Annotated in this window: 24 protein-coding genes; 12 read left to right on the plus strand and 12 right to left on the minus strand. The window is 60.3% G+C overall.

The window, feature by feature from the left end:
• The first annotated feature begins 104 nt into the window (after window positions 1–104).
• A complete protein-coding gene (locus CR254_RS05750; RefSeq protein ID WP_097928814.1) occupies window positions 105–1,118 on the plus strand; it encodes an AbrB family transcriptional regulator in 1,014 nt (337 codons plus the stop codon).
• On the opposite strand, the gene CR254_RS05755 is transcribed toward CR254_RS05750, so the two are convergent.
• From CR254_RS05755 to CR254_RS05775, 5 genes are all read right to left on the minus strand, one after another.
• Entirely contained in the window at window positions 1,115–1,648 is a 534-nt protein-coding gene (locus tag CR254_RS05755; protein ID WP_097928815.1) for a GNAT family N-acetyltransferase, read from the minus strand. The two genes, CR254_RS05750 and CR254_RS05755, sit on opposite strands and share 4 nt — an antisense overlap.
• A 2-nt stretch (window positions 1,649–1,650) precedes the next feature.
• Window positions 1,651–2,070: an alternative ribosome rescue aminoacyl-tRNA hydrolase ArfB gene (gene arfB / locus CR254_RS05760; RefSeq protein WP_097928816.1), complete on the minus strand. Its 420-nt coding sequence runs from the start codon at window positions 2,068–2,070 to the stop codon at window positions 1,651–1,653.
• Window positions 2,071–2,312: 242 nt separating this feature from the next.
• A complete protein-coding gene (locus tag CR254_RS05765) occupies window positions 2,313–2,927 on the minus strand; it encodes a queuosine precursor transporter (protein WP_097928817.1) in 615 nt (204 codons plus the stop codon).
• Between the two features lie 105 nt (window positions 2,928–3,032).
• Window positions 3,033–3,647, minus strand: coding sequence for an HAD family hydrolase (locus CR254_RS05770; protein ID WP_097928818.1), 615 nt, complete (start codon window positions 3,645–3,647; stop codon window positions 3,033–3,035).
• On the minus strand, window positions 3,640–4,305 hold the full coding sequence (locus CR254_RS05775) for a nitroreductase (protein WP_097928819.1): 666 nt from the start codon (window positions 4,303–4,305) through the stop codon (window positions 3,640–3,642). Before CR254_RS05775 ends, CR254_RS05770 begins: the two co-directional genes overlap by 8 nt.
• 80 nt (window positions 4,306–4,385) lie before the next feature.
• Between CR254_RS05775 and CR254_RS05780 the strand changes: the two genes are divergently transcribed.
• Together CR254_RS05780 and pcaD are read left to right on the plus strand one after the other, a co-directional pair.
• Complete coding sequence (locus CR254_RS05780; RefSeq protein WP_097928820.1) at window positions 4,386–5,246, plus strand: DMT family transporter; 861 nt, start codon at window positions 4,386–4,388, stop codon at window positions 5,244–5,246.
• A gap of 59 nt (window positions 5,247–5,305) precedes the next feature.
• Window positions 5,306–6,088, plus strand: a complete 783-nt coding sequence (gene pcaD / locus CR254_RS05785; protein ID WP_097928821.1) for a 3-oxoadipate enol-lactonase — start codon at window positions 5,306–5,308, stop codon at window positions 6,086–6,088.
• Here pcaD and CR254_RS05790 read toward each other — a convergent pair.
• Together CR254_RS05790 and CR254_RS05795 are read right to left on the minus strand one after the other, a co-directional pair.
• Window positions 6,085–6,402 (minus strand): DMT family transporter, encoded by a 318-nt coding sequence (locus CR254_RS05790; RefSeq protein ID WP_097928822.1) that lies wholly within the window; start codon window positions 6,400–6,402, stop codon window positions 6,085–6,087. The two genes, pcaD and CR254_RS05790, sit on opposite strands and share 4 nt — an antisense overlap.
• 98 nt (window positions 6,403–6,500) lie before the next feature.
• Window positions 6,501–7,481 (minus strand): L-threonylcarbamoyladenylate synthase, encoded by a 981-nt coding sequence (locus CR254_RS05795; protein WP_097928823.1) that lies wholly within the window; start codon window positions 7,479–7,481, stop codon window positions 6,501–6,503.
• A gap of 37 nt (window positions 7,482–7,518) precedes the next feature.
• Between CR254_RS05795 and CR254_RS05800 the strand changes: the two genes are divergently transcribed.
• From CR254_RS05800 to CR254_RS05820, 5 genes are read left to right on the plus strand one after another with little or no spacing between them, the layout of a single operon-like run.
• On the plus strand, window positions 7,519–9,231 hold the full coding sequence (locus CR254_RS05800; protein WP_097928824.1) for an acyl-CoA dehydrogenase: 1,713 nt from the start codon (window positions 7,519–7,521) through the stop codon (window positions 9,229–9,231).
• Between the two features lie 9 nt (window positions 9,232–9,240).
• Window positions 9,241–9,702 carry a hypothetical protein gene (locus CR254_RS05805; protein ID WP_097928825.1) on the plus strand — a complete coding sequence of 154 codons (462 nt, stop codon included), beginning with the start codon at window positions 9,241–9,243 and terminating at the stop codon, window positions 9,700–9,702.
• Window positions 9,695–10,729, plus strand: coding sequence for an MBL fold metallo-hydrolase (locus CR254_RS05810; protein WP_097928826.1), 1,035 nt, complete (start codon window positions 9,695–9,697; stop codon window positions 10,727–10,729). Before CR254_RS05805 ends, CR254_RS05810 begins: the two co-directional genes overlap by 8 nt.
• Complete coding sequence (locus CR254_RS05815) at window positions 10,714–11,154, plus strand: DUF6173 family protein (RefSeq protein ID WP_097928827.1); 441 nt, start codon at window positions 10,714–10,716, stop codon at window positions 11,152–11,154. Before CR254_RS05810 ends, CR254_RS05815 begins: the two co-directional genes overlap by 16 nt.
• A 56-nt stretch (window positions 11,155–11,210) precedes the next feature.
• Window positions 11,211–11,357 (plus strand): aa3-type cytochrome c oxidase subunit IV, encoded by a 147-nt coding sequence (locus tag CR254_RS05820; protein ID WP_097928828.1) that lies wholly within the window; start codon window positions 11,211–11,213, stop codon window positions 11,355–11,357.
• Window position 11,358: 1 nt separating this feature from the next.
• On the opposite strand, the gene CR254_RS05825 is transcribed toward CR254_RS05820, so the two are convergent.
• A complete protein-coding gene (locus tag CR254_RS05825; protein WP_097928829.1) occupies window positions 11,359–12,126 on the minus strand; it encodes a metallophosphoesterase in 768 nt (255 codons plus the stop codon).
• A gap of 91 nt (window positions 12,127–12,217) precedes the next feature.
• Window positions 12,218–12,424, minus strand: a complete 207-nt coding sequence (rpsU, locus tag CR254_RS05830) for a 30S ribosomal protein S21 (protein ID WP_097928830.1) — start codon at window positions 12,422–12,424, stop codon at window positions 12,218–12,220.
• Between the two features lie 104 nt (window positions 12,425–12,528).
• On the opposite strand from rpsU, the gene CR254_RS05835 reads away from it, so the two are divergent.
• A complete protein-coding gene (locus tag CR254_RS05835; RefSeq protein ID WP_097928831.1) occupies window positions 12,529–13,215 on the plus strand; it encodes a COQ9 family protein in 687 nt (228 codons plus the stop codon).
• A 2-nt stretch (window positions 13,216–13,217) separates the two neighbouring features.
• Here the strand turns inward: CR254_RS05835 and rlmJ are convergent, their stop codons facing one another.
• Window positions 13,218–13,940, minus strand: a complete 723-nt coding sequence (gene rlmJ, locus CR254_RS05840; protein ID WP_097928832.1) for a 23S rRNA (adenine(2030)-N(6))-methyltransferase RlmJ — start codon at window positions 13,938–13,940, stop codon at window positions 13,218–13,220.
• A 261-nt stretch (window positions 13,941–14,201) separates the two neighbouring features.
• Between rlmJ and rpsD the strand changes: the two genes are divergently transcribed.
• Window positions 14,202–14,822 (plus strand): 30S ribosomal protein S4, encoded by a 621-nt coding sequence (rpsD, locus tag CR254_RS05845; RefSeq protein ID WP_097928833.1) that lies wholly within the window; start codon window positions 14,202–14,204, stop codon window positions 14,820–14,822.
• Window positions 14,823–14,885: 63 nt separating this feature from the next.
• On the opposite strand, the gene CR254_RS05850 is transcribed toward rpsD, so the two are convergent.
• Window positions 14,886–15,395 (minus strand): TetR/AcrR family transcriptional regulator, encoded by a 510-nt coding sequence (locus tag CR254_RS05850; RefSeq protein WP_245851404.1) that lies wholly within the window; start codon window positions 15,393–15,395, stop codon window positions 14,886–14,888.
• Between the two features lie 84 nt (window positions 15,396–15,479).
• Here CR254_RS05850 and CR254_RS05855 point away from each other — a divergent pair, with 84 nt between their 5' ends.
• Window positions 15,480–16,553, plus strand: coding sequence for an alcohol dehydrogenase family protein (locus CR254_RS05855; RefSeq protein ID WP_097928835.1), 1,074 nt, complete (start codon window positions 15,480–15,482; stop codon window positions 16,551–16,553).
• Here CR254_RS05855 and CR254_RS05860 read toward each other — a convergent pair.
• Window positions 16,537–17,475 carry a LysR family transcriptional regulator gene (locus tag CR254_RS05860; RefSeq protein WP_097928836.1) on the minus strand — a complete coding sequence of 313 codons (939 nt, stop codon included), beginning with the start codon at window positions 17,473–17,475 and terminating at the stop codon, window positions 16,537–16,539. The genes CR254_RS05855 and CR254_RS05860 overlap by 17 nt on opposite strands.
• Window positions 17,476–17,580: 105 nt before the next feature.
• Between CR254_RS05860 and CR254_RS05865 the strand changes: the two genes are divergently transcribed.
• A complete protein-coding gene (locus CR254_RS05865) occupies window positions 17,581–18,576 on the plus strand; it encodes a zinc-binding alcohol dehydrogenase family protein (RefSeq protein ID WP_097928837.1) in 996 nt (331 codons plus the stop codon).
• The last annotated feature ends 442 nt before the right edge of the window (window positions 18,577–19,018 follow it).

Here is a 19,018-nt window from a genome sequence, read left to right on the forward strand (position 1 = left end):
TGCGGCTGCGCAGTAAAAGGGTCAGGTATCGGGGGCTGGTACAATGCAACAATTGGTTGCGAGGCCTGTCGTCGCTATGGTCCGGCCTAAGGTAGGAGTGGACTATGCGTGACGAGGCAGTACGAACAATACGAGCCCTGATGATCGGGGCGGTTGGTGGCGCACTGGCATGGCTGATCGGTTTGCCCGCGCCGATGCTGATGGGGCCGGCCATTGCCGTCACGATTGCCGCTGTTGCGGGGCAGCGCATGCATATGCCGGTTCCGCTGCGCGACAGTGCGTTCATCATCATCGGCATTGGCATGGGATCCGGCGTGACGCCCGAAACGCTGGAGGCGGTGCGAACATGGCCGGCCAGTGTTGCCTTGTTGGTGGTTGTGGTTGGTGTGATTTTGGTCGCCGGCGCGGCGGCGATTGCGTGGCTGTTTGGCAAGGATTGGCGGACCTCGGTTCTGGCGGCCTCACCCGGGCATCTGAGTTATGTTCTGGGGCTGGGCGTCGAGATGCGGGCCGATATCGGCTTTGTGACCGTGGTGCAAAGCCTGCGATTGCTGGCGTTGACGTTGCTGGTTCCCATCGTTGTGGTGTTGGGCGGGCAGGTGGGTGCGCCTGCTGCGCCGGTGCCGCCATTGGAGTTTCTGCCGCTGGCGCTGTGTCTTGCGGCCTCGGCTGTGGCGGGCCTGATCCTTGCGCGGTTTGGGGTGCCGGCGGCACTGTTGCTAGGCGGGATGTTTGTGTCCTCGATCGGGCACGGGGCCGGCGTGATCCATGGCGGTGCGCCCGATTGGCTGACAATCCCGGGTTTTGCGATTATGGGCACGTTGATCGGCACCCGCTTTGACGGTGCCAACCTAAAGGTATTGCGCGGGGCGCTGGGCGCGTCGGTCGTGTTGACCAGCCTGTCGGTGGCGATTGCGATGATTGGGGCGCTGGGCGTTGCCAAGCTGACAGGATTGCCGGTGATGCAGGTGCTGATCGCCTTTGCCCCCGGTGGGGTGGAGACGATGGCCGCCATGGCGGTTGTGCTGGATGCGGACCCTGCCTTTGTCGCCGCGCATCATGTTTTGCGGCTATTCGTGCTGACCGCCCTGGTGCCGATGGCGTTGCGGTTGCGCTAAGCCTGTGGCGCGATTGTTCGCGTGTACATATCGACATCGGGTGTGGACAGCGCGGCGCTAGCGGTAAATCCGACCTTTTTCAAGACGCGCGCCGATGCGGGATTATCGCGGCTGACGCCACCGATCAGGCGCAGTTTCGGGTGCTGGTGCAATGTGGCGATCAGGCCGGAAACCAGCTCGGTCGCGTAGCCCTGTCCCCATGCGGTTTGCGCGAACAGATAGCCGATATACATCGTGCACTGTTCCGCGTTCAGCGCGTGAAGCATTAGGCCAATCGGCGTGTTCGATCCTGTCGGTGTGATCAGCATCACGTCCGCCTTGCTGGCCCGCGCGGTAATCCAGTTTGCGATTGCGTTGTTCTCTGCGCCCAAATGCAGGGGAGGTGGCAGGTGTTGCAATACGGCGGGGGTCAGGATTGTGGCCAGTACCTGTTCCAGCGCAGTGCGGCGCCCAGGGTCTGTCAGGTCTGGCAACCAGTGATGGGCAGTCAGGCGTGCGGTTTCGAACCGGTCAGGGATCACAATTGCCATTTTCAGTCAGGATCGACGGAGCCGCGCAGGGCTTTTTTCTGACCGGTGGCCTTTTTCGCCTCGATCCGGCGGCGCTGACTGGCGCGGGTCGGTTTGGTGGGGATGCGCCGTTTGGGGCGGTGCAGGGCGGCGCGGATCATGTCGATCAGCTTTTGTTCTGCATCTTCACGATTCATTAACTGCGAGCGGTGTTTCTCGGAGGTGATGATCAGCGCGCCCTCCTTGGTCCATTTGCGGCCGGCGATGCGGCGCAGGCGTGCCTTTACATCACCGGGCAAATTAGGGGAACGCTCTGCCTCGAAGCGCAGTTCCACGGCCGTCGAAACCTTGTTGACGTTTTGCCCGCCGGGGCCGGAGGATCGGACGAACTGCTCTGTCAGCTCCCAATCCTGTAGGGTGATGTTATCCGTGATGACGATCATCGTATTTTCCACAATGAGAAAGGGGCCACATCTGCGGCCCCTTTCCGTATTAAATTTCGTGAGCTGGGGCGAATGACCGGAGGTCACTGACCTGAGCGAAAGGAAAGCTGTCGGGGGTTGCCCCGTCAGCCACGTACCTCGCGCTTGAACCCGACCACATGCTCCTGCATCCCACTAGACATCAGGTCACCTCCTTTCAGTTGTTACGTTCACCTAGGAGGGTGCCACATCTAGTGGATAAATCAAGCCTCGACTTGACGCAGTGCGGCACGGAACGGAATCAGCGCCAGCAGGCCCAGCCCGATTTTCACGCCAAAGTCCGCAACGGCAAGGCTGATCCACAGTGGCAATTCAGGGCCAACACCCAGCAATGGCACGATATCGCGGGCCCAGCCATTTGGCTGCGCAGGGTCCAGAAACACAAAGGCGGCCGAAAACGCGATGCCGAAAAACAGCGTTGTATCCAGCGCAGACCCGACCAGCGACGAGGCCAGCGGCGCACGCCACCATTCCCGCGCCCGCAGCCGGTTAAAGATCGCAACATCCACCAATTGCGCCGTCAGGAACGCGATGCCGGAACCCAGCGCGACGCGCAGCGTGACCAGCGGGCCGAACTCACCCTGAATCTGGCTGCCGATCAGCGAGCATGCGACGCCAACCGCAAAACCGGTCAGCACAACGCGGCGCGCGGTATCGCGGCCCAGAAAGCGGTTGGTCAGATCGGTGACCAGAAACGCCACCGGATAGGTAAACGCGCCCCAAGTCAGCCAACTACCCAGCAGGTGTTGGACAAGAATATTGGAGGCAACAACAACGGCGGCCATCGCGGCAACACCGATAATAAATCCACGGGACATGGGATATCCTTTCCGTTTTTTATAGAGGGTCGCGGAAGACCTCTCCCTCCGACATGGGGGATTGCGGGGGCTTAGTAGCAATATCGCCCCCGCGCAATAGGGCCGTTACGGAACAGGTAGGTCCAGATCGGTCAGAACCGTGCGCAGGCCCGCCGGTTGCGTAAAAATATGGGTTTGCCAGCCATGTTGTGCGGCAGCGGCGGTATTTTCGGGTTTATCGTCGATAAACAGCAATTGAGGGCCGCTGAAACCGCAATCGGCCTCGACCATCTGATAGATTTCCGCATCGGGTTTGGCGGTGCGCATGTGGCCCGAAATATAGCGCCGGTCGAATTCGGTCAGGAACGGATAGCAGGTTTCGGCATAGGCGAAGCTTTCCACGCCGAAATTGCTGAGCGCATAGCAGGGCACGCCGTTCGCACGCAGGGTGCGCAGCATTTCAACGCTGTCGTCAATCACGGGGCTGGCCATTTCGATCCAGCGATCATGCCACAGGCGGATCATGTTGGCCCATTCGGGGAATTTTTCCGCGTGGGCATAGATCGTTTCGCGGAACGGTGCGCCGCGATCAATCTGGTCGTTCATTTCATGCGGATCAACGGCGGCGAAGAAGCGGTCCATTTCCTCTGCGGGCATGATTTGTGCGTATAGACGTTCGGGCCGCCATTGGATCAGGACATTGCCAATATCAAAGATGACGGCGCTGGGGGTGTTACTCATGCAAGGTCAGCCATTCGGTTTGGGGCGCACGTTCGGTCTCGAACGTGGCGAGGGGGTGGGCCGGATCGGGGATGCCAATCGCCAGCCCGCAGAACAACATTAGGTCAGGCGGGGTATCGCAAAAGTCGGTGACGGCTGTGTGATGCATGGCCCATGCCTCCTGCGGGCACGAGGCGAGGCCGTCCTCAACCAGCAACAGCATCAGCGTTTGCAAAAATCCGCCAAGGTCGGACCATTGCGCCGCGCCCATCATGCGGTCGGTAAACAGGAACAGACCGGCGGGCGCGTCGAAAAACCGCCAATTGCGGTGAAACCACTCCAGCCGCTTGGCTTTATCCGTGCGTGGGATGCCCAGACGCGCATACATCTGTTCCCCCACAGCAAAGCGGCGCGTGCGGTAGGGCTCACTCAACGAGGGCGGATAGATCGGGTATTCCAGCGGATCGGTTTGCCCTGCATCCAGTCGGGGGGCCATGGTGGCGTGGAACCGCGTCATGGCCGCACCGTTCAGCAGGTGCACATGCCATGGCTGTAGATTGCCGCCCGATGGTGCCCGCGATGCCTGCGCGATCAGCCGCGTTAGGCGGGCGGTTTCGATGGGCGTATCCAGAAAGGCGCGGGTGGACCGGCGTTTGGATAGTGCGTCGGAAACGTGCATTGTGCCCCTCACATCTTTGGCCGCGACGGGCCTATTCTATCCGTGTTAGGCGAGGCTTTCCTATACGCAAAGGGTGGGTCATGGATTTTCGCGCTATTCTGATGGGCGTCAGCTTCGCGCTGATCTGGTCCTCTGCCTTTACCTCGGCCAAGATTGCGGTGGTGTACGCCCCGCCCTTTGCCATTTTGAGCGTGCGATTTCTGGTTTCCGGCCTGTTGGCGGTGGGCATTGCATGGGCGCTGGGCCAGCGGGCGCATTTAACGCGCAAGCAATGGATCGCTGTCGTGTTGTTCGGGGTCCTGCAAAACGTGATGTATCTGGGTGGTAACTTCTTTGCCGCGCAGGTGATTGATGCATCCTTGGCGGTCATCATTGCCAGTTTGCTGCCGCTGTTGGTGGCCGGCATAAACGGGCTGCGCGGTGAGCGGTTGGGCTGGATCGCGATGTTGGGCCTGTTTGCGGGTTTGGCCGGTGTGGTGCTGATTATGGGTACGCGGATCAGTGGCGGTGCCGATCTGGGCGGTGTTTTGATTATCGTGGGGGCCGTGCTGGCACTGACCATGGCGACGCTGCTGGTGCAGGGGGCGTCCTCGGGCGATAATATCATCATGGTGGTTGGATTGCAGATGCTGGTCGGGTCCTCAGTTCTGTTTCCGTTGAGCCTGGCGACCGAGGTTTGGGTCGTGGACTGGCAATGGCAGTTAATCGCGGCGTGGACCTATACCACGCTGGTTCCGGGCCTGTTGGCGACAATCATCTGGTTCGAGCTGGTAAAACGTATCGGGGCCACGCGGGCGGCGACGTTCCATTTCCTTAACCCGTTTTTGGGCGTGGCGATTGCCAGTGTTGTACTGGGCGAGGCGCTGGGCCTGCGCGATGTGATCGGCGTCATGATTATCATGGCCGGTATTTTCGCGGTGCAGATGGCACGGGGACGTTGAGTGTCAGGCCCGGCTGCGGTTCTATTGCGGGAATAAACCGATAGCAGGAGATTTGAGCCATGACCTTTACCGAAATTAACGGCGTTGCGATCCATTATGACTGGCGCGCGGGCAGTGGAATGCCGGTGGTGTTCCTGAATTCGCTAGGTACGGATTTTCGGATTTGGGACGGGGTTGTTGCACAAATTGGCGATGCGCCGATCCTGCGGATGGACAAGCAGGGGCACGGGTTGAGCGGCTTGGCCCCCTTGGACATGGACCGCTTGGTCGCGGATGCGGCGGCGCTGATGGATCAGTTGAATATCGGGCCAGCGGTGATTTGTGGTGTTTCCGTTGGCGGAATGATCGCGCAGGGTTTGGCCATCACTCGGCCCGATCTGGTGGCAGGGCTGGTTCTGTGCTGCACCGGTGCGACCATCGGCACGGATGAGATTTGGAACGACCGGATCGAGGCAACGATGACCGGCGGGTTGGAGCCGATGGGCGATGCGGTGATGCAGCGCTGGTTCTCGCCTGATTTCCACGCACAGCGCGCGGTGGAGATGGCCGGCTATCGCAACATGTTGGTGCGCACCCCTGCGCCGGGCTACGCCGCCGTCAGCGCCGCCATTCGGGACGCTGATTTTACCCAAGGCGCGACGGGTATCACCGTGCCGACGATCTGTGTCGCGGGTGAGGAGGACAACGCCACCCCGCCCGCGTTGGTACGCACCCTTTCAGGTCTGATTGCGGGATCGACGCTTTATGTCATTTCCGCCGTTGGTCATTTGCCGGGGGTCGAGGTGCCGCATGAGGTGGCGCAGCGTGTCATTACGATACGCACACAGGTTGGGGTGGCCTAGGCGCTAGCCAGCTTCATCAGCACGATACCCGATAGGATCAGTACCGCTGCTATTAGGCGCAGCGGTGTTACCGCCTCTCCAAACAACACCACGCCAACGGTGAACGTGCCGATCGCCCCGATGCCCGTCCAGACGGTATAGGCCGTGCCAAGGGGCAGCGCGCGCATCGCCAGTGTCAGCAGGGTAAAGCTGGCCGCCATTGTGGTGAGCGTAATTATGCTCGGCACCAGCAGGGTGAAGCCGTCGGACTTTTTCATGAAAGACGCCCAGACGACTTCCAGCAGACCGGCGAGGATGAGGTAAAACCAGGGCATGAAACGGCCCTCCTATAGGGGCCGGGTCGTCCCGGTCGAAAATGAAAGCTGCGGGTCGTCCCGTGCTGTGCCGTATCTAGTGGATGCGTGCGGAGCGTTCAATCCCGCGGCGCGGCGGCGCGTTGCAGGCGGTCATTTATCGCGCTGCCCAGCCCGTGCATCGGGATCGGGGCGACGGCAATGCGCGGGGCCGTCGCATCGGCGCGGCGCAGCAGGGAAAACAGGTTCGCCGCTGCTTCTGTCAAATCACCGGTGGGGGATAGCGACCATTCCGACGGGCCGTCGGCAAAGCGTAGCAGCAGCTCACCCTCAGCTGGGTCCGTCACGTTCAGGCGCAGCGCCCCCTGTGGGGCGTAATGCGAGGTGAGCTGGCCCGGTGCGGTGATGTCACTGCCCTGATGCAGGGTTACGGGGCGGGCCAATGCGGCCTCGATCTCCTCCACAGCCAAGCCGCCGGGGCGCAGCAGAACGGGCGTATCGCCATCCCAACCTAGGATCGTGGATTCCAGCCCGACCGCGCAATCGCCGCCATCCAGAACCGCCGCGATCCGGCCGTCCAAGCCGTCTGTCACGTGGGCCGCGCTGGTGGGGCTGATCCGGCCTGATGGATTGGCGCTGGGCGCGGCAACAGGGCGATCCATGGCGCGCAAAATGGCCTGCGCGACGGGATGTGCAGGCACGCGCACGGCCAGCGTATCCAGCCCCGCAGTCACCAGATCCGAGATTTCACCGATGCGCGGCAAAACTAATGTCAGCGGACCGGGCCAGAATTTTTCGGCCAGAACCCGTGCCTGCGCATTCATCGTGACCAAGCGTTCGGCCATGGAAATATCGGCCACATGGGCGATCAAAGGATTGAAGCTGGGGCGCCCCTTGGCCGTGTAAACGCCTGCAACTGCATGACCATTTGTGGCATCGGCCCCTAGGCCGTAAACCGTCTCGGTCGGGAAGGCGACGCATTCGCCGCGCAGCAATAGGGTTGCCGCAGCGTCAATTCCCGCAACATCTGCGGTTAATTGTCGGGTTTGGCGGAAAAAAGTGTCGCCGCGTCTTACTTGTTCGCCATCGGTGCTTTGCATAGCGTTTGGTCAACTCTGATATAGATGGACTGCACCCATGACGTATGCACCCCCAATCCGCGACATGCAATTCACGCTGGAAAAGGTCATCGGGGCGGATCGCCTCGCCCGGACCGAGCTGTTTGCCGATGCGACAGCCGACACGACCGAGGCAATCCTGCTGGAGGCAGGTAAGCTGGCCGCCAATATCCTCGCGCCGGTCAACCGTAACGGTGATCTGACACCGGCGGTTCTGGAAAACGGAGTTGTGCGCGTGTCCCCCGGTTTTGGCGATGCGTATAAGGCGATTGCCGAGGGTGGTTGGGTCGGCATGAACGCTGACCCTGAATTTGGCGGGATGGGCCTGCCAATGACGCTGACCACGGCAGTGGGGGAAATGATGAACTCCGCCTGTTTGTCGCTGGCGCTGAACCCGCTGATGACGCAGGGCCAGATCGAGGCGTTGGAGCATCACGCAAGCGACGCGATCAAGGCGCTGTATTTGCCCAAGCTGATTTCTGGCGAATGGACCGGCACCATGAACCTGACCGAGCCACAGGCCGGTTCAGATGTGGGCGCGTTGCGGTCCAAGGCGGAGCCGCAGGGCGATGGTAGCTATAAGGTATCGGGCCAGAAGATCTTTATCTCTTGGGGCGATCACGACGTGGCGGAGAATATCTGCCATCTGGTGCTGGCGCGCTTGCCTGACGGTGTTGCGGGGACCAAGGGGATCAGCCTGTTCCTCGTTCCGAAATTCCTGCCTGATGAAAATGGCAATCCCGGCGTGGCCAATACGCTGAAGCCAATCAGTTTGGAGCATAAGCTGGGCCTGCATGGATCGCCCACCGCGATCATGGAATTTGACGGCGCGACCGGCTGGCTGATCGGGGCGGAACATGCAGGAATGGCGGCGATGTTCACCATGATGAACAATGCACGTCTGGGTGTGGGTACACAGGGGCTGGGTATTGCTGAGAGTGCGTATCAGCAGGCATTGGCCTTTGCCACTGACCGCGTTCAGGGCCGTACCATGGTTGCGGATACCAACACCATTCTGGACCATGCCGATGTGCGCCGGATGCTGATGCAGATGAAGGCGCTGATCGGGGTTTCGCGCGCGATCTGTCTGGACACGGCCTTCAGTCTGGATATGGCGCGGGCGACCAGCGGGGATGAGGCGGCAAAGTGGAAGGCGCGCGGCGCGTTCCTTACCCCGATTGCCAAGGCATTTGGAACCGATACCGGTTCCGAAGTTGCCGATCTGGGCATTCAGGTCCATGGCGGCATGGGCTTTGTCGAGGAAACCGGCGCGGCCCAATATGCCCGCGATGTGCGCGTGACCCGTATTTACGAGGGCACAAACGGCATTCAGGCAATGGATCTGGTCGGGCGCAAGCTGATGGATGGCGGCATCGCGGCCGAGGCTCTGCTGGGTGAGATTGAAGCCACGGCCAAGGCAGCACAGGCGGCACATCCCGCATTGGCCGACGCATTGCAGGATGCCGGTGAAACGCTGGCTGCGACGCTGGATTGGTTACTGGGCGCGGAAGTGAATGACCGCTTTGCGGGTTCCGTTCCGTTCCTGCGGGCCTTTGCGCTGGTTCTGGGCGGGCATTACCTGCTGCGCGGTGCGATGGCGGATGAGAGCCGCTTGGCGCTGGCGCAATTCCACATCCTGCAACTGATGCCACAGGCCACCGCGCATTGCGCTGCGGTTGTTCAGGGCGCGGCGCCGCTATACGCTTTGGATGCGGAGGCACTCGCCTCCTGAGGAGGAAACATGGTCGAGCAGCGCTATCCCTATCGTTCCGAAGTCTGGATGCTGATCCTGATTTTAACGGGTGTTATGGTCGTGATGACGGCGATTCTGGCGTTTGTCCCGTTTGAGGGGGATACAGATGCCAGCGCCTTTGTTCCCTTTATGGGGCTGCTGATCGTGCCAATGGCATGTTTTACCGGCTGGGCCTATCTGCGAGAGCGCGGATCGGCCCGTGCCATCATTTTTGGTGTGGATGCGATCAGCGCGCCGCCCAATGCGTTGAGCGGGCGTATCGTGACCATGCCCTATGCCGACATCACCGACGCGCATATTCTATCTCTGAAAAACAACACGACTTTACGCATCACTGCCACGAATGAAACGATCGGTATTCCGGTCAGCGCCGTTGGTGATGCCGAGACGTTGGATGAGGTTCTGGCCGCGCTGCTGGTTCGTATTGAGAAAGCAAAATCCGATGCCTGAGGATATTCCAGCCATAATCCGTTTCCCCCATGTCGAACCGCCTGATCAGGGTGAGGTCGCGGAAATCGCGGAGGGTATCCTGTGGGCGCGTATTCCCCTGCCGATGGTTCTGAACCATGTGAATGTCTACATCTTGGACGACGGGGATGGTTGGACGGTTGTGGATACCGGCGTTGATACGCAGATGACCCGCGATGTCTGGCAAAGCCTGCTGGACGGTCCGCTGGCCGGCAAACCGGTGCGGCGGGTATTGCTGACCCATCATCACCCCGATCATGTGGGCTTGGTCGGCTGGTTCCAGCAGCAAGGGGCGGAGCTGGTCACAACGCGCACCGCGTGGATGTTTGCGCGGATGTTGACGCTGGACGTGCAAAAGCAGGCGACGCCGCAATCGGTTGAGTTCTATCAACTGGCGGGGATGGACGCGGCACGCCTTGATAAACGGCGTACGGATCGGCCGTTTAATTTCGCGGACGTTGTTCACCCCATGCCCGTTGGATTTACCCGCATTCAGCAGGGTGATTCCATTCGGATCGGCGGGCGCGATTGGGACGTGCATATCGGCCATGGTCACGCGCCGGAGCATGCAACCCTGTGGTCGGGCGATCTGATCCTGGCGGGCGATCAGATCATTCCGGGCATTTCGTCCAATATCGGCGTTTACGCGACGGAGCCGGAGGCGGATCCGTTGGGCGAATGGATCGAGAGTTGCACCCGCCTGTTTGAGCTGGCAACCGATCGGCATCTGGCCCTGCCAGGGCATAAACTGCCCTTTACCGGTGTTCCGATCCGCCTGCGCCAGTTGATCGAAAATCATCGTAAGGCACTGCCGCGCTTGCTGGCCTTTCTGGCGGAGCCGCGCCGTGCGCCCGATTGCTTTCCGATCCTGTTCAAACGTCAGATCGACGATGCGACCTATGGTCTGGCCTTGGCCGAGACGGTGGCCCATCTCAACCATGTCTGGCATGAAGGTTTGGTAACGCGCGACCTTGGACCGGATGGAGCATGGATATGGACGGCAAAGTAAGCACTAGCGCAGAGGCCGCGGAAAACGCGGTTTTGGCCCACGGATTCCGTGTGGACGACCTGCCCGCAGCCGAGGAAGCCGAGCGCCCCGAAACACTCAAGGGTGATGCCGGTAAATCCCCTGCGCAATGGGCCTATGAGCGGATCATCAACTACATCCAGAAATTCGAGGAAGGTCTGGATGCCGAGCATGAGGTCGGCATGGGATTTGTCGGATCGGAAAGCGGCACGTTGACCATTCAGGGCATGGGCTATTTCGCGCCAGATATCATTACGTTTTACGGCTCGGACGCGGCGGGCAGCAAACGCCAGTTGATCCAGCATGTCAGTCAGTTGAGCGTCATGCTGACCGCCGCGCCACGGCTGAAAACCCCCGCCCAACGCATCGGATTCCGTTTGGCGGCGGAATTGGAGCGTAAGGGCTGACTTGCACGCCACAAATCTTGGTGTATGAAACTCACAGCATCCGAAGGGAATTACACATGGCCGATCATCACGACGCACACGAGCATGGCACGATGGACACCACCGTGCAGGAGCAAACCTATGAGGGGTTCATCAAGTTTGGTGTGCGCCTGAGCATCGCATGCATCGCGGTTCTGGTGTTTCTGGCGATTTTCCGCACCTGATCTAGCTGCGCGGCAGTAATGGCCGGACGTTATGTCCGGTCAGGATTCCCGCCTCGTCCCCATCCAGCACGAGGCATGTCAGCGATCCACCAAATACGGCTCCCGTGTCGATTCCGATGCGGTGGCCATGATGTTCCGGCTGCTCGACCACTGTATGTCCATGCACGATGGTAAAGGGCAGGGTGCCGGTCCAGTCCAGCCAGCCCTCACGCTTCCACAACAGATCGACGATATCCTGCTGATCCGGCGCGCGGGTCGGGTCAATGCCGGCGTGGACAAAGTGATAGTCCCCGATCTGGTGATGCAGGCGTAACCCCTCGATAAAATCGGTATGGGCACGGGGCACGGCCTGTGCGGCGTGGTCGTGGAAATCGGCGGCCTGATCCAGGCCCAGATCGTGTTTGGGCATCGTCACGCCATAGCTGGCCAGCGTTTCTTTACCCCCGATGCGCGGATGCAGGTAGTGGTAGCCCTTGTCACGGTACAGTTTCGGGTCCTGCCAGTCGGGATGCGTGACATAGCGCGCGAACATCCGGTCATGGTTGCCCATCAGGTTGACCCATTCGGGATTATCGCCCGAGATCAGGAAATCAATCACGCCGCGGCTGTCGGGCCCGCGATCAGTGTAATCGCCCAGATGGATGATCCGCACATCACGCCCTGCATGTTCGGCGCGATCGCGGGCGATCCAGTCATGTACCTCGCGTAGGTTGTCGATCATCCCGTGGATGTCGCCAATTGCATAAATCCGTGTGCCGTCGGTGTGCATGCTAACTCCCAAGAAAAAAGCCCCCGCACCGTGAGGTGCGAGGGCCTGAATGACAACAGTCGGGTGGCACCGACCGGTTGCTTTCATCGTATCAGAGCATGCCTTCGCGCTGCAATTTCTTGCGAGCGAGCTTGCGCGCACGGCGGACGGCCTCAGCCTTCTCACGTGCTCGCTTGATCGAGGGCTTTTCGTAATGCTGCCGAAGCTTCATTTCCCGAAACACACCTTCACGCTGAAGTTTTTTCTTCAGGGCGCGGAGGGCCTGATCGACGTTGTTGTCGCGAACCTGTACCTGCACTTGTAGTCACCACCTTCCTAGTAAATTTGCGGAATTGCAGGAAAGCGCTAGATAGACGTGGAGCGGCGACTTGTCTACCCTTGGGTCGTGGGAGTGAGGTTGATATGACTGATACTGTAGATGATTGGCACGATATTGCACGCAATGCTGTGCTGGACGCGGCCCTGATACATGTCGCATTTGACGGCTGGTCACAGGAAACATTGCTGCGCGCCATTGATGATTCGGGGGTGGAGGCCGCATTGGCCCACGCCCTGTTCCCCCGCGGGGGTGTCGATCTGGCGTTGGCATTCCACTATCGCGGCGATCGGAAACTCTCCGAATGGTTGCCAACGGTTGAGGGCGGGATGACCGCCAAAATCACCCAAGCTGTCTGGCATCGTCTGGAACTGGTCGCGATGGAGAAGGAGGCCGTGCGGCGCGGCGCGACTTTGTTTGCCCTGCCCACCCATGTATCCGAGGGGGCCAGCGCCATCTGGAACACCGCTGATACGATCTGGAACGGGTTGGGCGACAGCTCCACGGATTATAACTGGTACACAAAGCGGGCGACGCTATCGGCGGTTTATTCGGCGACGATGCTATATTGGCTGGGCGATACCTCAGCCGATCATGAGGATACGCGCGAATTTCTGGACCGGCGCATCGCCAATGTCATGCAGATTGAAAAGGCAAAGGCCCGCCTGCGCGGCGGACCGCTGGCGCGGATGTTTGCGCAGGGGCCGGGGCGCGTTCTGGACCATATTCGCGCACCCGTATCCCGCCCGATGCCCGGCCGCACGGGGCAATAGCCCTAGCCCAGTTCGACCCCGCGCGGCAGGTTTACCGCCGCAAGGCCAGAACCGAGCATGCCCGTGCCGCCCTTGAGGTCGAATCGCACCTCATGCACCACAGGGGAAAGCGGAGCCATTTCGGCCAACAATTCTGCGTGGCGACCGGCGCGCAGAATCGGATACCAGACCAGCGCGCAGGCCTCGGGCCATTCGGTGCGCATCAGGTTGCGTACAAACGCGCCGGCCTGTGCATATTCGGTTTTCACCTCATAGGACGGATCGACCAGCAGCAATCCGGCGCGGGGGTCGGGGGGCGACAGGGCGGTGACGCCCTCATACCCGTCGCGGCGATGGATATCTGCACCGGGCAAAACCTCGCATAATCCGGCATGTTCGGCGGGGTGCAGTTCCATCAGGTGCATCGAATCCTGCTCTCGCAGCATGGATGCGGCCAGCCATGGTGAGCCGGGATAGGCATTTGGCCCGTTCAGATCACGCACCAGCGACAGGGTTTCGGCAAAGGGCTCATCCCCCAGATCGGCAATGGCGATGCCCTCGGCTGCTTCACCGGTTTTCAGGCTTTCGACGCTGTTGAGATTATATAGGCCGCGCCCCGAATGGGTTTCCATATAGGTCAGACCGCGTGGTTTCGCGGTGAGGGCGCGTAAAATGCGGGCCAGTGCGATATGTTTGTGCACATCCGCAGGGCCGCCCGCGTGATAGGCATGTTGATAGCTGAGCATCGCATTCTCCAAATATCCACTTGTCCCGACGCAGGGTCGGGGCCGGTCAGGTGAGTATTTGGCGCAACCTATAGGCCGGTCCGTGTTGACTCCCCCGTTTGGGTCCGTATAACCCGCCCATCCCGAATTGGCGAATGCCGTTCGGGCCTTGGTGTTTGTGGTCCCTGCAAGGGGAACCCTGTCGCCCCGTTCTCGAGAGAGGATTGGGAGAGGAAAGCACCTTTCACAACGCGCATCCGCGCAACAGAAAGGATCCAGATCGTGACCAAGCGCACATCTGCCAAGTATAAGCTCGACCGCCGCATGGGCGAAAACATCTGGGGTCGCGCCAAGTCCCCGGTGAACCGCCGCGAGTACGGCCCCGGCCAGCACGGCCAGCGTCGTAAGGGTAAGCTCTCCGATTTCGGCCTTCAGCTGCGCGCAAAGCAGAAGTTGAAAGGCTATTACGGCGATCTGACTGAAAAGCAGTTCCGTCGCATCTACGCAGAGGCTGAGCGTTTGCGCGGTGACACCGGTGAAAACCTCATCGGTTTGCTGGAAAGCCGTTTGGACGCAGTTGTATACCGCGCAAAGTGGGTTCCAACTGTCTTCGCTGCACGTCAGTTCGTAAACCACGGCCACGTCACGGTTAACGGCAAGAAGGTAAACATTCCTTCCTACCGCGTGAAAGAGGGTGACATCATCCAGATCCGTGAAAAGTCCCGTCAAATGGCGCTGGTCATGGAAGCAATGGGTTCGTCCGAGCGTGACACCCCTGAGTATCTGGACTGCGACAACTCCAAGCTGACGACTGTGTTCGTACGCAAGCCTTCGCTGGGCGACGTACCTTACGCGGTTCAGATGGAACCAAACCTCGTCGTGGAATATTACGCGAAGAACTAATCTTCGCCGCGATCAGAATTTTACGGCCGTGCCCCCAGTGGGCGCGGCCGTTTTCGTTTGGGGCTAGCTGTTGTTTTGTAGCAATGCGCCCAACCGCTTTGCACTGGTTACAGCGGCATCGCGATACAGGGGCCAGCTTTGCGTCAGGCCCTCAAGGATCAGCAGGATATCCACCTGCGTGCCGTGCAGGCCGGTGGCGTTGACGGCGCGATCTGCCACCTGTGATTTATGCTGTTCTAGCAAGGTGCGCAGGTCGGCATCGTCCGGCGCGGCGGCGACCGCGGCGTGGAACAGGCAGCCATGGGATGCCTCGTGCTGCATCCAGGTGCCCACCCGATCCATTATCGCGTTCAGCGCCGCGGCGTGATCCGTCGGTAAATCCGTGAAGATATGGTCCAGATAGCGCAGGTGCCGATGGTTCAGTGCGACATGCACCATCTGATCGCGCGACGGCGTGTATTTATACAGCGTGCGCAGGCTGACCCCTGCGGCATTGCGCAAATCCTCAACACTGGGTTCGGCAAAGCCACGGGCGGCAAAGGCCTTTTCCAGACCGGCGGCGATTTTTGTCATGGTTTCGTTCATAGTTGACGATGTAGAGTGATCCCTCTACCTACGCAAGTAGAGTGAATGTTCTACCTGTAGATGGAGACCGATATGACACTTCCCACAGTGATGAAGGGCGTTGTGCTGACCGGGCATGGCGGATTGGACAAGCTGGAATGGCGCGAGGATTTGCCCGTTCCCACCCCGATCGCGGGGGAGGTTCTGATCCGTGTTGGTGCGGCGGCTCTGAACAATACCGATGTGAACACACGCACTGGCTGGTATTCCAAGAGCGTGCGCGGGGATACGGCCTCAGGCTCCGTCGGGGGGTATGACGGGGCTAGTGATGACGATGGCGGCTGGGATGGCGCGTTGAGCTTCCCCCGTATTCAGGGCGCAGATTGCTGCGGCGTGATTGTCGCGGTGGGTGAGGGTGTGGATGCGGCGCGGATCGGGCAGCGTATCCTTGTTCGCAGTATGCACCGGCCAGCCGATGCAACGGACGCGATGGCGCTGGCGACCTTTGGGTCCGAGCGGGATGGTGGCTTTGCGGAGTATACAACGGCGCAATCAAAGGACGCAGTGGCCGTTACCTCACCCATGAGCGATGTTGAGCTGGCCGCGTTCCCCTGTGCCTTCTCCACCGCGGAGGGGATGATTCAGCGTGCCAATCTGGGCGCGGAGCGGGTGTTGATCACTGGCGCATCCGGCGGTGTTGGCTCTGCCGCGATCCAGTTGGCAAAGCGGCGTGGCGCCCATGTGACCGCCCTGACCAGCGCCAGTAAGGCGCAGGATTTGCTGGCACTTGGCGCGGATGAGACTCTGGATCGTGATGCGGAACTGCCCGCAGGTGCCTTTGACGTGGTGCTGGATCTGGTGGGCGGGCCGCAATGGGCTGCTGTGACAGACAGCCTGCGCAATGGCGGGCGCTATGTGACCTCGGGCGCGATTGCGGGGCCGATTGTGGAGCTGGACCTGCGCACGCTGTATCTGCGCGATCTGACCCTGATCGGTAGTACGCACCAGCCTGACAACGTGTTTACCGACCTGATCCGGTATATCGAGGCGGGGGAGCTGCGCAGCGTTCTGGCAGCCACCTATCCATTGCGCGATTTGCGGGTCGCACAGCAGGCATTCCTGCAAAAAACCTATGTGGGTAAGATTGGAATTACGGTCGCGGACTAACATCCGCCACGGCAGGAGCCACGGCCCATTCGGGGTTCCTGCCGATTTTCTCCAGCAAGAAATCCATGAAGATGCGCACCTTGGCTGTCAGCACATTGGACCGAGGATAAACCAGCCACAGCACGGCGCGGTCGTTCAGCCGGTATTGCGGCAGGACCCGCACCAACTGCCCGCTGCGCAACTCATCATGCACGATCCATAGTGAATTGATCGACAGGCCGGCACCGGCCACGGTGGCGACCCGCTGCGATACGCCATCATCCATCACCAGACGGCATGACATGTGTTGTGGTTGCAGCATGAAGGTTTCGCCGGTCTCATTGATCATCTGGCGCGGAGCCAGATCGCGAAAGGCGATGAAGCGGTGGTGCTGCAAATCCCCGGGCGTGGCCGGGGTGCCGTTTTGGCGCAGATAGTTGGGGGAGGCACACAGAATGCGCATGTCATCCGCAACCTTGCGCCCCTTTAACGAGCTATCGGTCAGGGGCGCACTGCGCAGGGCCAGATCGAAGCTGCCTTCGATCAGGTCAAAACGGGTATCGGATAGCCGCAGGTCCAGCGTCAGCTCAGGATAGCGGGCAGTAAATTCCGGCAGCAGCGGCATGATGTGACGCTGGGCAAAGCTGGACGGCGCGGCAAACCGCAATGTGCCGGTGGCAACCGCCCCGCCACTGCCCAGAACGGCCAGCGCGGTTTCCTGTTGGGCCAAAATCTGACGCGCATAGGGCAGGAACTCGGCACCCTCCAGCGACAGGGAGACCTTGCGGGTGGTGCGATGCATCAACTGGGCGCCAACGGTTTTTTCCAGCTTGGCCAAGCGCGCACTGGCCACGGCGGGGGCGAGGTTTAACTGCCGCCCTGCTGCGCTGATATTCAACAGCTCTGCGGCCAATACGAACAGGCGCAGGGTATCCATATCCATATTATATCCTATACCCGAATTCTGAACTCCATTTCAGGCCGTTTTTATATCCCATATCCGGTGTAATTCAAAGCGCAGACACTGAACTCGATGTGGAGACGAGATATGAAAGCCCTTGGATATACAGCCGCAGGTCCGGTTGATGCACTGGTTGCCTTTGATGCGGAGCAGCCCGAAATCGGCGCGCGTGACCTGTTGGTTGCGGTGCGCGGCATCTCGGTCAATCCGGTGGATGTGAAGGTACGTGAGCGCGCATCGCCAGAGCAGGGGCACAAGGTGCTGGGCTATGACGCTGCGGGTGTGGTGACCGCCATCGGCGCAGAGGTGACCGGATATGCCGTCGGGGACGAGGTGTTTTATGCCGGCGACGTTACTCGCCCCGGCACGAATAGCGAACTGCACGTTGTTGATGAGCGTATCGTGGGCCGCAAGCCGACATCGCTGGATTTTGACGAGGCGGCCGGCATGCCGCTAACCTCGATCACTGCATGGGAATTGCTGTTCGACAGCTTCCGCGTGGTTGAGGGCGGCGGCGCAGGTGACGCGCTGCTGGTTATCGGTGGCGCGGGCGGTGTCGGCTCGATCCTGATCCAGTTGGCGAAAAAACTGACCGGCCTGACCGTGATCGCCACGGCATCTCGCGATGAAACCCGCGACTGGGTCAAGAAGATGGGCGCCGACCATGTCATCGATCACCGGCAGCCTTTGGCCGCGCAGGTTGCTGCCTTGGGTCTGACGCCGCGCTATGTTGCCTCGCTGACGGCGACGGATCAGCATTACGCCGAGATTCTGGAGCTGATCGCACCCCGTGGCCACATCACCCTGATCGACGATCCGCAAAATCTGGATATCGCGCCGGCAAAGCCGAAGGCGATTACGATCAGTTGGGAATTCATGTTTACCCGCTCGATGTTCGGCACGGCGGATATGGATGCCCAGCGTGATTTGCTGAACCGTGTGTCGGGGATGATTGATGAGGGTACGCTAACCTCAACCGTGACGGAGCGTTTGGGTGCATTGACGGTGGAGAGCTTGCGCACAGCACATACCCGTCAGGAAAGCGGCCGCGTGATTGGCAAGCAGGTCCTGAACGGACTGTAAACATAGCTACCCGTCGGCACGCGGGACGGCGCGCCGACGAATACTCGGATTGAACATCATGCCCCACGGCTTTGGTCTGTGGGGTGGAGTTGGTTGAGGTGCCTAGCGAGGTTCTCAACGCGGCATACGGCTTCAAGTGATCACGCAGCGCCATATTGGACGGGATTCTAGGCGGATCGGTGTGAGCCTGTGCGATTCCCCGTTTGATTCTGATTTTTGGTTGTGTCTGAGCGAGGCTGAACGATCGTGTGTGGGGTTTTGTGCGATAATATGCGTGCGTTATCATGGTGTTGCGTTGGTTTTTGAGATTTTTGTGAATTTGGTGTCGAATTGGGTTGCGGGTGTTGGTGAGTTTGCCTAGAACCCCTTTCACCGGCGGCGGGAACGACAACGAACGCGGCGCCGGGTACTACTGGAGACAAGGAATGATCGGACGCTGAAG

Source organism: Pontivivens marinum (genome assembly GCF_900231835.1).
Classification (GTDB): Bacteria; Pseudomonadota; Alphaproteobacteria; order Rhodobacterales; family Rhodobacteraceae; genus Pontivivens; species Pontivivens marinum.

Coding starts and splice junctions, on each gene's coding strand:
- CR254_RS05750 (WP_097928814.1), top strand. CDS start 105: ATGCGTGACGAGGCAGTACGAACAATACGAGCCCTGATGATCGGGGCG.
- CR254_RS05755 (WP_097928815.1), bottom strand. CDS start 1,648: ATGGCAATTGTGATCCCTGACCGGTTCGAAACCGCACGCCTGACTGCC.
- arfB (WP_097928816.1), bottom strand. CDS start 2,070: ATGATCGTCATCACGGATAACATCACCCTACAGGATTGGGAGCTGACA.
- CR254_RS05765 (WP_097928817.1), bottom strand. CDS start 2,927: ATGTCCCGTGGATTTATTATCGGTGTTGCCGCGATGGCCGCCGTTGTT.
- CR254_RS05770 (WP_097928818.1), bottom strand. CDS start 3,647: ATGAGTAACACCCCCAGCGCCGTCATCTTTGATATTGGCAATGTCCTG.
- CR254_RS05775 (WP_097928819.1), bottom strand. CDS start 4,305: ATGCACGTTTCCGACGCACTATCCAAACGCCGGTCCACCCGCGCCTTT.
- CR254_RS05780 (WP_097928820.1), top strand. CDS start 4,386: ATGGATTTTCGCGCTATTCTGATGGGCGTCAGCTTCGCGCTGATCTGG.
- pcaD (WP_097928821.1), top strand. CDS start 5,306: ATGACCTTTACCGAAATTAACGGCGTTGCGATCCATTATGACTGGCGC.
- CR254_RS05790 (WP_097928822.1), bottom strand. CDS start 6,402: ATGCCCTGGTTTTACCTCATCCTCGCCGGTCTGCTGGAAGTCGTCTGG.
- CR254_RS05795 (WP_097928823.1), bottom strand. CDS start 7,481: ATGCAAAGCACCGATGGCGAACAAGTAAGACGCGGCGACACTTTTTTC.
- CR254_RS05800 (WP_097928824.1), top strand. CDS start 7,519: ATGACGTATGCACCCCCAATCCGCGACATGCAATTCACGCTGGAAAAG.
- CR254_RS05805 (WP_097928825.1), top strand. CDS start 9,241: ATGGTCGAGCAGCGCTATCCCTATCGTTCCGAAGTCTGGATGCTGATC.
- CR254_RS05810 (WP_097928826.1), top strand. CDS start 9,695: ATGCCTGAGGATATTCCAGCCATAATCCGTTTCCCCCATGTCGAACCG.
- CR254_RS05815 (WP_097928827.1), top strand. CDS start 10,714: ATGGACGGCAAAGTAAGCACTAGCGCAGAGGCCGCGGAAAACGCGGTT.
- CR254_RS05820 (WP_097928828.1), top strand. CDS start 11,211: ATGGCCGATCATCACGACGCACACGAGCATGGCACGATGGACACCACC.
- CR254_RS05825 (WP_097928829.1), bottom strand. CDS start 12,126: ATGCACACCGACGGCACACGGATTTATGCAATTGGCGACATCCACGGG.
- CR254_RS05835 (WP_097928831.1), top strand. CDS start 12,529: ATGACTGATACTGTAGATGATTGGCACGATATTGCACGCAATGCTGTG.
- rlmJ (WP_097928832.1), bottom strand. CDS start 13,940: ATGCTCAGCTATCAACATGCCTATCACGCGGGCGGCCCTGCGGATGTG.
- CR254_RS05850 (WP_245851404.1), bottom strand. CDS start 15,395: ATGACAAAAATCGCCGCCGGTCTGGAAAAGGCCTTTGCCGCCCGTGGC.
- CR254_RS05855 (WP_097928835.1), top strand. CDS start 15,480: ATGACACTTCCCACAGTGATGAAGGGCGTTGTGCTGACCGGGCATGGC.
- CR254_RS05860 (WP_097928836.1), bottom strand. CDS start 17,475: ATGGATATGGATACCCTGCGCCTGTTCGTATTGGCCGCAGAGCTGTTG.
- CR254_RS05865 (WP_097928837.1), top strand. CDS start 17,581: ATGAAAGCCCTTGGATATACAGCCGCAGGTCCGGTTGATGCACTGGTT.